This window comes from Rubrobacter sp. M3-4, assembly GCF_059772285.1.
Map to the genome: position 1 here is coordinate 124,178 of NZ_JCBAJP010000005.1, position 13,970 is coordinate 138,147.

12 protein-coding genes are annotated in these 13,970 nt (G+C 69.7%); 4 read left to right on the plus strand and 8 right to left on the minus strand.

Annotation, left to right across the window (positions count from 1 at the left end; translation table 11 throughout):
• Positions 1 to 7: 7 nt before the first annotated feature.
• Genes AC6EKW_RS07510 through AC6EKW_RS07520 form a run of 3 tightly spaced genes read right to left on the minus strand, consistent with a single transcriptional unit; the run spans position 8 to position 2,213 of the window.
• Complete coding sequence (locus AC6EKW_RS07510; protein ID WP_273888015.1) at positions 8 to 745, minus strand: ABC transporter permease; 738 nt, start codon at positions 743 to 745, stop codon at positions 8 to 10.
• A complete protein-coding gene (locus AC6EKW_RS07515) occupies positions 742 to 1,593 on the minus strand; it encodes an ABC transporter ATP-binding protein (RefSeq protein WP_273888014.1) in 852 nt (283 codons plus the stop codon). The genes AC6EKW_RS07510 and AC6EKW_RS07515 overlap by 4 nt, the downstream gene beginning before the upstream one ends.
• Positions 1,594 to 1,595: 2 nt before the next feature.
• Positions 1,596 to 2,213 (minus strand): TetR/AcrR family transcriptional regulator, encoded by a 618-nt coding sequence (locus AC6EKW_RS07520; RefSeq protein WP_273888013.1) that lies wholly within the window; start codon positions 2,211 to 2,213, stop codon positions 1,596 to 1,598.
• Positions 2,214 to 2,326: 113 nt separating this feature from the next.
• Here AC6EKW_RS07520 and AC6EKW_RS07525 point away from each other — a divergent pair, with 113 nt between their 5' ends.
• Entirely contained in the window at positions 2,327 to 2,527 is a 201-nt protein-coding gene (locus AC6EKW_RS07525; protein ID WP_273888012.1) for a hypothetical protein, read from the plus strand.
• Here AC6EKW_RS07525 and AC6EKW_RS07530 read toward each other — a convergent pair whose 3' ends face one another.
• Entirely contained in the window at positions 2,528 to 3,676 is a 1,149-nt protein-coding gene (locus AC6EKW_RS07530; protein ID WP_273888104.1) for a MarP family serine protease, read from the minus strand.
• 66 nt (positions 3,677 to 3,742) lie between these two features.
• On the opposite strand from AC6EKW_RS07530, the gene rlmN reads away from it, so the two are divergent.
• The 3 genes from rlmN to AC6EKW_RS07545 are packed head-to-tail and all read left to right on the plus strand — an operon-like array spanning position 3,743 to position 6,688.
• Positions 3,743 to 4,783, plus strand: a complete 1,041-nt coding sequence (gene rlmN / locus AC6EKW_RS07535) for a dual-specificity RNA methyltransferase RlmN (RefSeq protein ID WP_273888011.1) — start codon at positions 3,743 to 3,745, stop codon at positions 4,781 to 4,783.
• Positions 4,780 to 5,259, plus strand: a complete 480-nt coding sequence (locus AC6EKW_RS07540; RefSeq protein ID WP_273888010.1) for a PH domain-containing protein — start codon at positions 4,780 to 4,782, stop codon at positions 5,257 to 5,259. The genes rlmN and AC6EKW_RS07540 overlap by 4 nt, the downstream gene beginning before the upstream one ends.
• Positions 5,249 to 6,688 (plus strand): PH domain-containing protein, encoded by a 1,440-nt coding sequence (locus AC6EKW_RS07545; RefSeq protein WP_273888009.1) that lies wholly within the window; start codon positions 5,249 to 5,251, stop codon positions 6,686 to 6,688. The genes AC6EKW_RS07540 and AC6EKW_RS07545 overlap by 11 nt, the downstream gene beginning before the upstream one ends.
• 24 nt (positions 6,689 to 6,712) lie before the next feature.
• On the opposite strand, the gene AC6EKW_RS07550 is transcribed toward AC6EKW_RS07545, so the two are convergent.
• From AC6EKW_RS07550 to AC6EKW_RS07565, 4 genes are read right to left on the minus strand one after another with little or no spacing between them, the layout of a single operon-like run.
• The gene (locus AC6EKW_RS07550; RefSeq protein ID WP_498514071.1) at positions 6,713 to 9,592 is read right to left on the minus strand and encodes an AAA family ATPase; all 2,880 of its coding nucleotides are present in this window, start codon (positions 9,590 to 9,592) and stop codon (positions 6,713 to 6,715) included.
• Entirely contained in the window at positions 9,589 to 10,746 is a 1,158-nt protein-coding gene (locus AC6EKW_RS07555; protein WP_273888007.1) for a metallophosphoesterase family protein, read from the minus strand. The genes AC6EKW_RS07550 and AC6EKW_RS07555 overlap by 4 nt, the downstream gene beginning before the upstream one ends.
• Positions 10,747 to 10,752: 6 nt before the next feature.
• Positions 10,753 to 12,798, minus strand: coding sequence for an ATP-binding protein (locus AC6EKW_RS07560; protein WP_498514072.1), 2,046 nt, complete (start codon positions 12,796 to 12,798; stop codon positions 10,753 to 10,755).
• Complete coding sequence (locus tag AC6EKW_RS07565; RefSeq protein ID WP_498514073.1) at positions 12,795 to 13,958, minus strand: hypothetical protein; 1,164 nt, start codon at positions 13,956 to 13,958, stop codon at positions 12,795 to 12,797. The genes AC6EKW_RS07560 and AC6EKW_RS07565 overlap by 4 nt, the downstream gene beginning before the upstream one ends.
• Positions 13,959 to 13,970: the final 12 nt, after the last annotated feature.

Genomic DNA, 13,970 nt, shown 5'->3' on the forward strand with positions numbered 1-13,970 from the left:
ACGTGGATCATTCGGGATCCCGGAGGGTGAAGGAAGCGAAGAGCAGCAGGACGGCGCCGTAGCCGACGAGCACGGCGAGGCTTCCCCACGCGTGCTCGAGCGAGCCGCTCGGGGAGATGACCTTCTGGATCACGTCGTTCGCCCAGAACAGGGGGAAGAGGTGTCCGAGCCAGTCTGCCCATGTGGGCAGCTTCCCCACGTCGACGAGCAATCCCGAGAGGAAGACCGAGGGGAGTATGATGAGCGGGATGAAGGGGAGGACCTGGCTCTCGCGGCGGGCGAAGGTGGAGACGAAGATCCCGAGCATCACCGAGGCCAGCGCGAGGAGCCAGATCACGACGAAGAGCGTAAGGAGGGTGCCGGTACCGTAGTCGAGTCCGAAGAGCCATATCACCTCGGTGAGTGCCGCCAGCGCCTGCAGGGTGGCCAGCCCCAGGTAACCGACCACGTAGCCGCCGATGATCTCGGCCCTGCGAAACCCGTTCACGAGCATACGCTCCATGGTCCCCGCCGTCCGTTCCTGCACCAGCGCGATGGCGCAGAGCAGAAAGGCGAGGAAGTGGACTATGAACGCCGCCACCGGCACCGCGTAGCGGGCGACGTCGAAGCCGGGCGGCAAAGTGTCGAAGAACAGTTTGAGGAGGTAGACGATCACGAGCGGTGCGGCGATGGAGAGGGCGACGAACCTGCGGTTGCGCAGGAGCTGCCTGACCACTCGCCCGGCGACGACCATGGTGAGCTTCATCCTTCTCCCCCCTCCTCGATGAGCGAGAGCACCACCGTCTCGAGCGAGTCGCTCTCGACCTCCACGGCGGCGACGTCGGGTGCGAGCCCGTAATCCTTCAACGCCGCCGCGAGATCTTCGGGACGCCCGCCTATGGTCTTCTCTTCTTCCCCACCTTCTCTTCTGATGCGAAGGTGGGTCTTTCCCATGCGCAGGATGCCGCGCGGCGTCTCCGAAGTGACGATCCGGCCCCGCCGCAGTATCGCGACGCGGTCGCAGAGCATCGCCTCGTCCATCAGGTGCGTGCTGATGAACAGTGTGGCGCCTCCCCCGGCGAGCTCCCTGAAGGTCTCCCAGAACCGGCTCCTGAGCCGGGGGTCCACCGCCGCCGTCGGCTCGTCGAGGAAGAGGACCCGCGGCCGATGAACGAGCGCGCAGGCCAGGGAGACCCGCCGCTGCATCCCGCCGGAGAGCGTGTACACGGGGTCCCTCGCGCGTCGGGACAGGTCGGTGAACTCCAGCACCTCCGCGGCTCTCCGCCTTGGATCGGACACGCCGTGGGCCGCTGCGAAGAACACGACGTTCTCCTCGGCGGAGAGGTCGTCGTAGAGGGAAGGGGTCTGGGGCATGTAGCCGATGCTGCGCCGCAGCTCGCGTCTCTCCTCCAGCGGGTCGAGCCCGAGCACCCGCGTCCGTCCCCCGGTGGGCCGCAGGGAACCCACCAGCGCCTTTATGAGCGTGGTCTTCCCCGCACCGTTGGGGCCGACGAGCCCGAAGACGGCTCCCTCGGGGACGGCCAGGTCCACGCCCCCGAGCGCTTCGACCCCCCCGTAGCGTTTTACGAGCCCCTCCACCTCTATGGCGTACATCGTTATTCCTCTTCCAGTCTGAGCCCCTCCAGGAGCACCCCGACCGCGTTTTCCACGTGCTCGTCGTCGGTGAGCCCATCCTCTGTGATGGCCGGCAAAAAAAGCTTGCCCCCTGCTTGCGGGAGCAGCATCCCGATGAAGGCCCGCGCGCTGGAGCGGACGTCGTGCGGACGGAGCCTTCCAAGCTCGACCTGATGCGCCATGTAGCTCTTCAGAAACCCGAGTATCCTCTTTATGACGGCGTTGCCGAAGATCTCGGCGATCTCAGGCCGTCTCATGGCCTCGCCCACCAGCAGCCGCGCCATCTTCTGGACCGTCGGATCGTCGAAGGTCGAGAGGTACCTTCTGGCTATCAGCGGCAGCACCTCCTCCGGCGGACGCTCCAACAGTTTTGCCGGCTCCCGCACCGCGCGCAACACCGGAATCCGCGAACTCAAAACCTCCCTGAAGAGCGCCTCCTTGTCCGGGAAATACCAGTAGATCAAAGCCGGAGAGTTCACCCCGGCAGCCTCCGCAATGTCCTTGATCGTGGCCCCGTTGAACCCTTTGGCCGCAAACTCTTCGAACGCCGCCTCCAGGATCTGCTCCCGCCTTCCCGGCTCTCCTCGCTTACTCGCCACCAAACGATCCTCTTCTTGATTGAATATTCAATTTATTCGTTGCAGTGTAGTTCAGGGTGAAAGATGTGTCAATCACCTGGGAGGCTGCTGGTGGCTGGTAACATATCGCCACGATGTCCGAAAGAGAAGAAATCCTCGCGCTGGAGAGCGCGGTCACGGCGATAGAAGAGGCGGCTCAGGCGGTCTCCCGCGAGGTCGAGCGGGGGCGGTTGGGAGAGGCTTCGATCGCCCGACTCTCGCGGGTCGAGGCCGAGCTCGACCGCAGCCGGCTGACGCTGGAGAAGATCATCCGGGAAGAGACCTCCCGCGGGTAACTACTTGGTACAGGAGCCGGTGCTCACGGGGGCCGTGCGTCCTGCGGCGAGGGAGAGGTAGCGTTCCACGACCTGGGTTGGTATGCCGTAACCGGCGTGGTCGGAGTCGGCGCGGCTGGCGAAGATGGTGGCGACGACCCTTCCACCGCCGTCCACGGCCGGCCCGCCGGAGTTGCCGGGCCGGACGAAGACGCGGAAGCTGGTCACGGTACGCTCCACCGGGCCCCGACCGTAGGCGTTGGTGGAGATCACCTGCTGGGTCTCGCCGGTGCGCCCGGGCTGGACGTCGAGTGGTCCGTTGTCCGGGAACCCTATGACGGCGACCGGCTCGCCGGCCTCGGGCACGCCGAGCGGGAGCGGGCGCATCCCGAGGTGGTGCACCTTCAGGATCGCGATGTCGTTCCTCGGGTCGAAGAGGACGACCCGGGCGGGCATCATCGGGCCCACGCCCCCCGGCTGCACGCGGGTGAAGCTCTCCCCGGCGACGACGTGGGCGTTGGTGACGATGGTGTTGGGGGCGGCGACCCAACCGGTACCTTCGATGCCGTAGCCGCAGGCCACACCGGTCACGCGCACCACGCTCGAGCGCGCGGCCAGCACCTCGGGGTCTTCGAGTATCCTGCGGGTCGGCGTCGGGACGTCGGCGCTGGGACCCTGTATCTGGGGGAGCGGGTCGAGCTGGGCGACGGCGCGGGTGATGAGCCCGGTCGGCATCCTCTGGTCGAGAGCCTGGAGGATCCGGGAGTCTCTGGCGAGCGAGCCCAGCCCGGTGAAAGGCGGCGCCTTCATGGCGAAGGTCCCCGCCACCCAGATCAGGGTCAGCGCCAGGGCGAGCCCGAGCGCCGCCCCCCCGAGCCCGTCCAGGGCCCCCGATATGGGTCCCTTGAGCCGGGATCTGAGCGCGCCGCCGATCGTTCGGGCGATCACGTCACCGAGGATCGCGAACGCCACGATGCCGACCAGCGTGATCGCGACCCCGGAGACGGGGTTGCCGTCCCGCGGCAGGAGCAACGGAGCGATCCGCGAACCCACCGCGGCCCCGACGACCATGCCGGCGAGCGAGAACGCCCCGGCGAGAAAGCCGGTGCGTGCCCCCCGGAGCGCTCCCAGGAGGGCGATGACCACTATGAGGACGTCGAGGATGCTCATGTGCACCAGAATTCTACAGCCGGAAGGTTCCCTTTACCCCGGCGAGATCGCGGTTACAATCGTCCCATGCTGGCGCGCGACCTCCTCCCGGACGTACACGGAGTCCTCGAGGCCCGCGGGGAGCCCTCCTACCGGCTCTCGCAGGCCTACCGGGCGCTCTGCGTCTCTTTCGTGCGCGACTGGGAAGAGTGCACCGTCCTGCCGAAAGGCCTGCGCGCCGAGCTCAACGAGAAGGCCCCGGCGGCCACGCTCGAGCTGCTCAGGATCGCGCGCTCGAAGGACGGAACCCGCAAGTACCTCTTCCGGACCCATGACGACCACCGCATCGAGACGGTCATGATCCCGGAGAAGGACCGCCGCACGGTGTGCATCTCGACCCAGATCGGCTGCCCGATGGGCTGCGCGTTCTGCGCCACGGGGCTCCTGGGGATAAAGCGCAACCTGAAGGCGCGCGAGATAGCCGAGCAGGTCTTCGTCGTCACCCGGGACATCGCCCCCGAGCGCGTCTCGAACGTGGTGGTGATGGGGATGGGCGAGCCGTTCCTCAACTACCGCCAGATGATCCTGGCCCTGAGGGTCCTCAACGATCCGGACGGCTTCAACCTCTCGGCGCGCCACATCGCAGCCTCCACCAGCGGGCTGGTGGACAGGATCCGACGCTTCGCCGACGAGCCGGAGCAGTTCCACCTGGCGATCTCGCTGCACACACCCTTCGAGGAGGAGCGCCGCCGGCTCATGCCGGTCGCCTCGCGGCATTCGATCTCCGAGGTGATGTCCGCGGCCCGCTACTACGTCGAGAGGACCCACCGCAAGCTCTTCTTCGAGTACACCCTGCTCGCCGGCGTCAACGACCAGCCCCGCCACGCCGAGGCGCTCGCCACGCTGCTCGACCATCCGCTATATCATCTGAATCTTCTTCGCTTCAACTGGACGGATACGGGCTTCAGCGCGACCTCCCGCAAAGACGCCCGCGGGTTTCTCGGGATGGTGCGCGAGCTCGGGCTCTCGGCCACCCTCCGGCCGAGCCGCGGGGCGGACATCGACGCGGCCTGCGGTCAGCTGGCGGCGAAGGACCTCAGAGGCCGCCCGGCCGTCACGGCGGGGTGAGCGAGGGACCCTGCCGGAGGCTCGATCCTAAGGCCAGGACCCTCTGGCGTGTGCACGGCACGCTGTTCTCCCCACCCGTGCTGGCGGCGGGCGGGGGCGGCAGCTGGGCGTTGCTGGAGAGGGCGCAGCTTCCTCCCTGGCTGGCCTTCTCGCCGGGCGTGGCCGCCGCCGCGCTCGCGCTCGTGCTCGTCACGGTGCTCCCACCCGCCCGCTGGCACCGCTGGCGCTACGAAGTCCGCGGGGAGGAGGTAGACCTGGAGCGCGGCGTGCTCTGGCGGAGGCGTACGCTGGTCCCGCTCTCGCGCGTCCAGCACGTGGACACTAAAAGCGGCCCGCTGCAACGCCGCTTCGGGCTCGCGACCGTGGAGATCTACACCGCAGCGGGCTCCGAAGAGATTCCTCAGCTCGCCGTGTCGGTGGCCGACGAGCTGAGAGAGAACATCTCCGCCCTGGCGCAGACCCACGATGTCCTCTGAGAACGCACGCCGTCTGCACCCGGTGGCGGTGCTCTTCGAGGCCGTGCAGATCACACGCCACTGGCTCGGCGTGCTGCTGGGCGGTGGCGTCGCGGCGCTGGCGAGCAATGGTCTTCCGGTGCATGTGGTCGTCGCGGCGGGGGTCGCACTCCTGATCTCGGGTTCGGCCGTCTGGGGGGTGCTTTACTGGCGGACGACCTCCTACTGGATCGCGGAGGGATCGTTCGTGCTGCACCGGGGGGTGCTGAGCAGGAAGCAGCGGACGATCCCGCTGGAGCGCATACAGTCCGTGGACGTGGTGCAGGGCGTGCTGCAGAGGCTCTTCGGCGTCGTGGAGGTGCGCGTGGAGACGGCAGGGGGTGGTTCGCGCTCCCCCGAGGCCGTCCTTCCGGCCCTGAATCGGGAGGCGGCCGAAGCGCTGCGCAGGGAGCTCGAAGGCCCCGGTACGGCGGGCGAAGGCAGGAGGCCCCCGGACAAGACCCTGCGGCGGCTCTCGACCGGGGATCTGCTCCTCGCCGGGGCCACCTCCGGTCAGATCGGGATCGCTCTCTCGCTCATCGGGGCCGCCTGGCAGGCGGCGGACAACTTCCTCCCGCAAGACCTGACGCTCCGTCTGGCCGAGAGGTTCGCCCCCCACTCGGCGGTGGGCTGGGCATCGCTGGCACTCGCCGCCGGGCTGCTCGCCTGGCTGCTCTCCATCGGGGGCACGGTCCTGGCCTACGCTGGCTTCACCCTCTCGCGAGAGGGGGGGATGTTACACATAAGGCGCGGCCTGCTCGAACGCAACGAGGCGACGCTCCCCGTCTCCCGCATACAGGCCGTCCGCATCGTCGAGGGCGTCCTGCGCCAGCCCCTCGGCCTGGTGACGCTGCGCGTGGAGAGCGCGGGCTACGGCAAGGACGCGGGCGTCTCGACGACTTTGTTCCCTCTGCTCCCGCGCACCCGCGCCCACGAGTTGCTCCTCGCCGTCGTACCCGAGTTCGCCGCCGACCCCGTCCTGCACCGTCCCCCCGCCCGGGCGCGACGCCGCTACGCGATCCGCTCCGCCCTCCCGGCCGCCGCGCTCGCCGCCGCCCTGATCCTCCTGTTCACCACCCTCGCCGACGCCGGGCCCCCGGGTTTACTCCCGGTGCTCGTCGTCCCGCCGGCCCTCCTCTACGGCCTGCTACGCCACCGCGACACGGGATGGGCCATCTCCGGGGACCGGCTCGTCCTGCGTACCCGCCGGCTCTCCCGGACGACCACCATCATCCCCCTGCGATGTCTGCAATCGCGCAGCGTGGTACAGAACCCTCTCCAGCGCCGGGCCCGCCTCGCCGGCTTCCAGGTCTCGATCGCCTCCGGCAGGGGCCGGGTGCACACGACCATAACCGACCTTGACGCCGCAAGCGCGCACACCCTGCTGGTGCGAACCGGGAGCCCCGCCTGAGCGACCTCCGGGGTCACGCGGGGATCACGGCCGCCCGGGAACGTCCGCACCGGAGTACGCGGAGGCCGGGCGGGGGAGCTCAACGCGCTGGACGGTGCTCTTGTTCTCTTCGTCCTCGCTCACGAGCCAGAGCTCGTCCAGCAGGGCCGACTCCTGTATGTCCCCCACGTGGGAGATGATGAAGACCTGCCCGAAGGTGCGCTTCAGACGATCGAGCGCCAAAAGCACGTTGTTGCGCCGCTCGCCGTCGAGGGATCCGAATACCTCGTCGAGGACGATGAACCCCGGCGCGTACCCCGAGCTGCGGGCGGAGATCATCTTCGAAAGCGCCACGCGCGCCGCCAGGCTCACTATGTCCGCCTCCCCGCCCGAGAACCTCTCTATCCCGTAGGCGTCCGAGAGCCCGTCGAAGAGCAGGATGCCGTAGTCCTCGTCGAACTCGACCCGCTCGTAGCGTCCGTCGGTGAGCGTGCGGACCATCTCGCTGGTCTCGGCCTGCAGGGCGGGTCGGGCCCGGCCGCCGAGCCGGGCGTAGAAATCCTTGAAGAGCTCGTTCATGCGCCTGAGACGGGAGGCGAGCGCGGCCTGCTCGTCGGCCTCCTTCCGCTCCCGCTCGTGGCGGGAGATCTCACGCTCCGCCGCCTCGAGCGCGTTCTCCAGGCGCATCCACTCCCGCTCGAGCTCCTGCGCCCTACCCCTCTCCTCCTCGAGGCGCGCCTCGGCGAGCCTCAGCTTCCGCCCGGCGGCCGCGTAGGCCTCCTCGTCGAAGCCGAGCTCCTCGAGCCGACCCCGCAGTTCTCGCGCCCTCCCCTCGGACTCCTCCGCGGCCGCGCGCGCCCCTTCGAGCCTCCGTTCCAGCTCCTCGCGTTCGGCGATGCGCCGCCGCATCGCAGCGACGGTCCCCCGGATCTCCTCGAGCCTCGCCTTCTCGCGGGCGAGCCGGTCACGCTCGGCGGGCTCGTAGGAGACCCCGGCGAGCCCTTCGAGTTCCGACTCGATCCGTTCCGCCTCCGCCCGGTACTCGAGGAAGCTCTCGACGAAGCCCTCGAGGAGGGCTCGGGAGCCGCGGAAGCGCTCGAGCCACGACACGCGCTCCTCCGCACGACGAACCTCCCCGGCATCGGGCGGGGGACCGGCGAGGAGGGAGCGCCGTTCCTCGAGCTCGGTGCTCCGGCGTGAGATCTCTTCGAGCCTGCGCTCCAGGGCGGCCGAGAGTTTCAGGTGATCCTCCCGCAGCGAGCGCCAGCGCGCGAGACGCCCCTCGAGCTCTCGTAGCCTCCGGTCACACTCCTGTGCCCTCTCCCTCAGCTCCCCGGCCCGCGCCAGGGTCTCACGGGCCCTCCTCAGGAAGCCCTCCACCTCGTCCTCCAGCGTTCCGAGCACCTCCTGGTACTCGTCCTCCCCCTCGAAGCCCCGGTGACAGGTCGGGCACTCTCCCTCCGCCCCGGCCTCCTCGACGATCTCCGCGGCCCGCTTCAGGTTGCGAGCCTGCCGCTCGTCGGCCCGCGCCGAGCCCTCGAGAGAAGAGGCCTCCCGTTCGAGCGCCCCCTGCTCCTCCCGCAGCCTCCCGACGGCCGCCTCCAGGTCCTCACCACCGGAGACCTCGTGCAGGCGCTCCTCGAGGGCCGCGAGGCGGGCCCGCTCCTCCGCGGCCGCCGCTTCCATCCCGCGCAGCTCCGCGGCGGCCTCCTCGACCGCGGCGTGTCCTTCCGCGAGGTCCTCGAGGTTCCTCAGGTGCTCCTCCGCCGAGCGTGCGGCCTCGGGGACCTCCCGCCGCAGGAGGTCCAGCGCCGCCTCGGCCTGCCGGGACGCCTCGGACATCCCCACGAGCTCTCGCCAGCCGGGAACGGGTTCGCCGGGCACGTCGAGGTCTTCGATCAGGGCCGAGATCCGATCGAGGGCCTCCGCGGCCCGCCGGCGGGCGCGGGCGAGATCTCCCCGCAGCTGCTCGCGCTTCTCAGCTTTTCTGCGCGCCTCTTCGAGCCGCGCGAGGTCCCGCTCCACCTCCGGCAGCCGCCCCAGCTCCGGCTCGAGCCGGCGGACCTCGCGCTCCTCCTCCGCGAGCCTGGCCAGCCGGCCCTCCAGGTCCCGCCCCCTCTCCCCGGCCGACTCCCGCTCCGAGAGGGCCGCCTGCAGCGCCGAGGAGAGGCGGGTGTGCTCCCGGTAGAGCCCCTCGAGCCGCTCCCGCTCCGAACGGGCGGAGTCGAGCTCTTCCCTGCATCCCTCGACGCGTCTCGCGGCCCCTTCGCGTGCCTCTTCGAGCTCCTCGCGGCGACGCAGGAGCTCCTCGCGCCGGGAGACGAGCTCCCGGTACGCTCCCTCGTCCAGGCGTCCTGCGAGCACCTCGGCCCGCTGCCGGGCGGCCTTCAAGTCCTCGTTGAGCAGCTCCCGGGCCCGCTCCACCCGGCTTATCCCGAGCAGCCTCGCCACCTCCCGCTGCCGGGCGACGCCGGTGATCCCGGAGAAGAACTCGAGCTCCTTCTGGCGGGCGAAGAAGGTGGCCTCGAAGGCCGGAAGGTCCATCCCGAGCAGGTTCTCCCTCACCCATCGGGTGACCTCCTCCGGTCCCCCGACGAGCTCCTCCCCCGAGGTACCGAGGACGTGGGCTTCCGCCCTTCCGCTCCTCAGCGACCGCTCGACGGTGAACGAGTCGCCGTCGGCGTCCAGCGTCACCCGCACGACGCTCCTGTCCCGCGTGGACCCACCGCTCCAGGGGATGAGTTCGTTCCTGAACCGGTCCCGGCCGGCCCTCGGGCCGAAGAAAGCCCAGAGGATGGCCTCGAAGATCGTGGTCTTCCCCGCGCCGTTGGCCCCGACGACGCCGATGGCCCCCTCGGGGGGCTCGAGCTCGAGCGGCTCGCGGAACTGCTTGTAGTTCTCCAGGTAGAGCCTCTGCAGGATCACGCCGCTCCTCCCCTCTCTTCCTCCCCGGCCCGCTGCAGATACCCGAGCCCACGGCGCAGGAAGTCCTGCGCGAAGCCTTCGTCCATCTCCCCGTTCTCACGCCGGGCGCGCACGAAGCCCTCGAACTCCTCCTCGAGCGGGCCGAAGGTCGCGGAGGAGGGCGCCTCCTCCGCTCCCCCGGCGCCCGCCTCCGCCCCGCTCACCTCGAGGCTGAAGTTCAGGCAGCGCCCCCGCAGCTCGCGCAGGAGGGCCCGGTCCACCTCGCCGCCTATCCCGGACGCGGCTCCGGTCACCTTCAGGCGGACGATCGCCCCGTCCAGCTCCTCCCGCGAGACCCGCTCCCGGATCGCCTCCGTGAGGTCCGCGCCGTCCATCCCGCGGGCGTCTATCGCGGGCAGGTCGATCATGGGGCGGGCCGCGATCGGGACGTGTTCGATCTCGAGCCCGTCCCCGGAGATCTCCACGAGCGCGAAGCCCGGCTCGAAGTCCACCTCGGCGAAGCTGAAGCGCTCGGTCGCCCCGGCGTAGCAGGAGGCCTTCCCGTGCCGGCCGAAACCGTGGTAGTGGCCGAGCGCGACGTAGTCGAAGCCCAAGTCGAGCACGCCCTCCGGCAGGTCGACCTGGCCGAGCTCGTGCCCCTGGATCTCGAGCCCGGGCACGGTGCCGTGGGTGACCAGGATGTTCAGGTCGGCCTCCCCGTCGGGGTTCACCACGAGGTCGCGGTCGGCGACCGCCCCGTGCGGGAGCAGGGTCACGCAGACCGTGGCCCCCCCGGCCTCGAGCCGGACTTTATCCGGCTCGAAGCCGTAGGCGAAGTCCGCCCCGAGCAGGTTGGCGTAGGCCAGCGCCGCCGTCGTCGAGCGCAGGCGGGGGGTCTCGTGGTTGCCGGCGATCCCGACGTAGGGTATGTCCTCCCTCAGGATGCGGTGCGACTCCCGGAGGAAGTCCACGATGACGTGCGTCGCGGGCCGGATGGTGTCGAAGACGTCCCCGGAGTGGACGACGAGGTCCACGTCCCGCTCCAGGATCGCGTCGACGGCCCGGCGGTAGGCGTCGCTGGCGTCGACCTCCCGCTGGTTGCGGTGGGTCTTGGGGCAGAGCTTCGCGTAGCGGCTGTACCCCAGGTGGGTGTCCGAGACGTGGGCTATGCGCACCAGGGTTCAGCCCTCCAGACGGTCTATCCCGCGCAGGATGCGCGAGCCCCTCCCGTCGTATCTGCGGGCCCCGCCCCCGAGCTCCCTCTTCAGGACCCGGTACGGGTCCCCCCGCATCCCGTTGCGAAAAGACGCCCTCACCCTGTTCAGCTCCTCGATCACCTTCTCCTTCGGCACCCCCTCCACCAGCGCCCGCACCTCCGGCAGGGAGGGCGGGGTGTGCCCGAGGCTGCGGATCGTGGCCTGCACCTCCTCGGCTATGTCGAGGTTCCGGGAGCCGAAGATGTCCGTCCCCTGCCGGCCCATCAGAACCGGCGGGCGCGGGAAACGCCCGAAGACCGGAACGGCGTAGTGGGCGTGGCGCAGCAGCAGGCGCCCCTTCTCGAGCGAGAGCAGCTCCTCGCGGGTCGTCTGGGAGAACGAGCGGTAGCTGGCGTTCGTGATCTCCTCGTCCCCGATCCTGCCGTAGAGGCTCGTCGCGGCGTTGCCGACGACCTCGTCGTCGACCTTGCTGCGAAACTGCTGCGCCCCGAAGAGCGTCAGGTTCAGGTGCCGCCCGCGGGCCGAGATATCCACGAGCGTCTCCTTGAGCGGGGAGCTCTTCGCGCCGGAGGGCGCGTACTTGTTGAGCTCGTCGACGAAGATGATCAGCTTGTCCACCCCCAGCTTCCCCTGCTCGGCCATCTCCCAGATACGCCCGATGACGCTGGTGACGATCAGATCCTGCGGCACCCCGGAGAGCTGGGAGATGTCCACCACCCGCATCTCCCTGTCCTCGAAGGGGGCCTCCACCCGCGGCAGCCCGCCGTAGTCGACCCTCCCGTGCACCAGGAGCCCCGCGCACTTGCTCGGCAGGCCGCTGAAGCGGTTGTACGCCTTGCGGATCGTCGCGAGGTGGTGTCCGTGCCAGGCTGAGACGGTCTTGCCGTCGTCCTCGGCGTCCTGGACGTAGTCTTCTATCTCGCGCATGAGGCCCTCGTAGTCCGCCATGGTCCTTATATCGCGGGCCTTGAGCTCCTCGACGAAGCCGCGGAACTTGTCGTCGTAATCTGCGGGGTCGAAGATCCTGCCGGCGTAGGGCAGGACGTCCCCGAGCTCCCAGACGATCGGGTATACGCACCCGCTCTCCGCCGGGGTGTTGCGCAGCGTGTTGAGCTCGCCGGCGGAGACGGAGGCGGCGTCCAGGGTTCCCACCTCACCACGAACCCCGTAGCGCAGCGGGGCGAAGACCCTGAAATTCTCGAAGGGCCTCTCCTCGAGCCCGAGCGCCCGGTACATCCGGCGCTCTTCCTCGCTCAGGCCCCCCTGACCGGCCTGCTCGTAGCGGGCGGCGAGATCCGGGGCATCCTGCGGGGGCTCGACCGGCTTGTCCAGGAACAGCAGGTCCGCGCCTTTGACGTTGAACATCAGGGCGGCGACCTTCTTGTCGGGGACGTTCTGGAAGATGCTCGCGATGGTGAAGAGGGCGTGGCTGGTCTTGGTGGAGAGCCCGCTCATGCCGGTGATGTTGAGGTGGCCGGCCTCGGGCCCGAGCAGGTAGTCCTCGTCGACGTACAGCGGGGTGCGCTGCGGGTCCCCGTCGACCTCGTTGCCGTTCTCGTGCAAAAGCAGCGGGATCCTCCTGCCGGAGAAATCCTCCACCCCCAGGGCGAACTCTATCGCCCGGCGGGTGGCGAAGTAGACCGGGCCGCTCCTGACCGGCCGCCGGCTCTTCCGGCCCGGATCGCGGTGGCAGGTGTCGAGGACGCGGGCGCACCACACCAGGATCTCGACCCGCTCGGAGAGCGCCTCCAGCGCCGGGTCGCCGTCGTAGGCGTAGAAGTCGTCGAGGAAGCTCTCGAGGTCTGAGTAGCGCCGGGGGTCGTCGAGGACGGCGATGGCCGTGGCGTCCTCGCTCTCGGCCGCGACGATGTGCCCGATGTCCAGACGGCGGGCCGCCTCGGTCTCGGCCGTCCAGAAGTAGAACTCGTGGGCCGTGGCCGGGTACTCCTCGCTGGTCACCACGCGACCCACCGGGCCGGATCTCTGGTCTATGAACTCCGGGTGTATCATCCTCGTCCTCCCTCGAGAGCCGCGATCTCGCGTTCGAGCCTGTACCGGGCGCGCCTGCCCTCCTCGAGCAGGGGCTTGAGCAACCGCTCGACGTGGGCGATCGGGTAGATCATCGAGTGCCAGCGGGGGTCGGGTTTTGCGAGCGGGGCCCGCTCGGCGAGCAGCCAGCGGCTCACCTCGTCGAAGACGTCGGTGCTCTTCTCCCCGGAGGGGCTCGGCACGACCGTCTCGACCCGTACCAGCCCGGCGGTGGCGTCCGCCCCCTCCCCGGAGGCGTAGGCCGGGTGCAGCCTGACGTACCAGGAGGCCCGCTCCTCCTCCTCCCTCCCGGCCTCGACCCTCTCCTTCCGCCAGGGGGGGACGAAGGCCGTCGTCCTCATCCCTTCCTCCAGCTCGAGGAGCATCCGCGCCTCCTCCCCGCCGAAGAAGAGCCTCCTGGCCCCCTTGACCAGCCCGGCGGCGTTCGCCACCGGGAGCGGCAGCTGTCCGTCGACCGCGATCCAGCCGTCACCCGTCTCCATCTCGGCCCACCGGCGCAGGAGCTCGGCCTCGAGCGCCCCGCGCAACGCGTTCGCCCTGCGGTAGGCCCGGCCCTTGAGCGCCGGGTAGTCGGCCGGGTCCGTCTCACCGTGCAGCACGGAGTCCACGAGGAGCATCTCCTCCCCCGAGGAGATCGCCCCGGCGTCGGAATCGACGAGCGGGAGCCCGCTCTCCCGAAGGGTCTCGCCGAGCACCTGGATCCTCTCGTCCCCGCCGCTCACGGGCAGGATCACGGCCCGCAAAACCCGAGGTACGCCCTCCACCGGGAAATTTCTCAGCCTCCGGCCCTCGCGGCGCGCGATCCCGGCCGCCACCGTGGTCACGACGACCGGCACCATACCGACCCGCCCGATCTCCTCGGTCCTCTGCACGCCGTCGAGGAAGTACTCGAACCTGCTCGTTTGAGCGGGCTCTCCGGGATCGCGGGCGACGACGGGATCGTGCTCGAAGGCGTCGAGCGTGCGGCTTCCACCTCCTCCGTCGGGTTCCTCCTCGAGACGGAAGCTTTCCCACTCGAGGTTCGCACCTCCGGCGTGGAAGCGCAGCCCGGCCTGCGAAGCCTGGCTGAATGCCTCCCCCAGCAGCCGCGCGAACTTTCCGGCCCCGCTCTCCGCCTGCATGCCCCCAAGTAT

Bases quoted from the DNA above. Each gene is read 5' to 3' on its own strand.
- AC6EKW_RS07510 (WP_273888015.1), bottom strand. From the start codon at position 745: ATGAAGCTCACCATGGTCGTCGCCGGGCGAGTGGTCAGGCAGCTCCTG.
- AC6EKW_RS07515 (WP_273888014.1), bottom strand. From the start codon at position 1,593: ATGTACGCCATAGAGGTGGAGGGGCTCGTAAAACGCTACGGGGGGGTC.
- AC6EKW_RS07525 (WP_273888012.1), top strand. From the start codon at position 2,327: ATGTCCGAAAGAGAAGAAATCCTCGCGCTGGAGAGCGCGGTCACGGCG.
- AC6EKW_RS07530 (WP_273888104.1), bottom strand. From the start codon at position 3,676: ATGAGCATCCTCGACGTCCTCATAGTGGTCATCGCCCTCCTGGGAGCG.
- rlmN (WP_273888011.1), top strand. From the start codon at position 3,743: ATGCTGGCGCGCGACCTCCTCCCGGACGTACACGGAGTCCTCGAGGCC.
- AC6EKW_RS07545 (WP_273888009.1), top strand. From the start codon at position 5,249: ATGTCCTCTGAGAACGCACGCCGTCTGCACCCGGTGGCGGTGCTCTTC.
- AC6EKW_RS07560 (WP_498514072.1), bottom strand. From the start codon at position 12,798: ATGATACACCCGGAGTTCATAGACCAGAGATCCGGCCCGGTGGGTCGC.
- AC6EKW_RS07565 (WP_498514073.1), bottom strand. From the start codon at position 13,958: ATGCAGGCGGAGAGCGGGGCCGGAAAGTTCGCGCGGCTGCTGGGGGAG.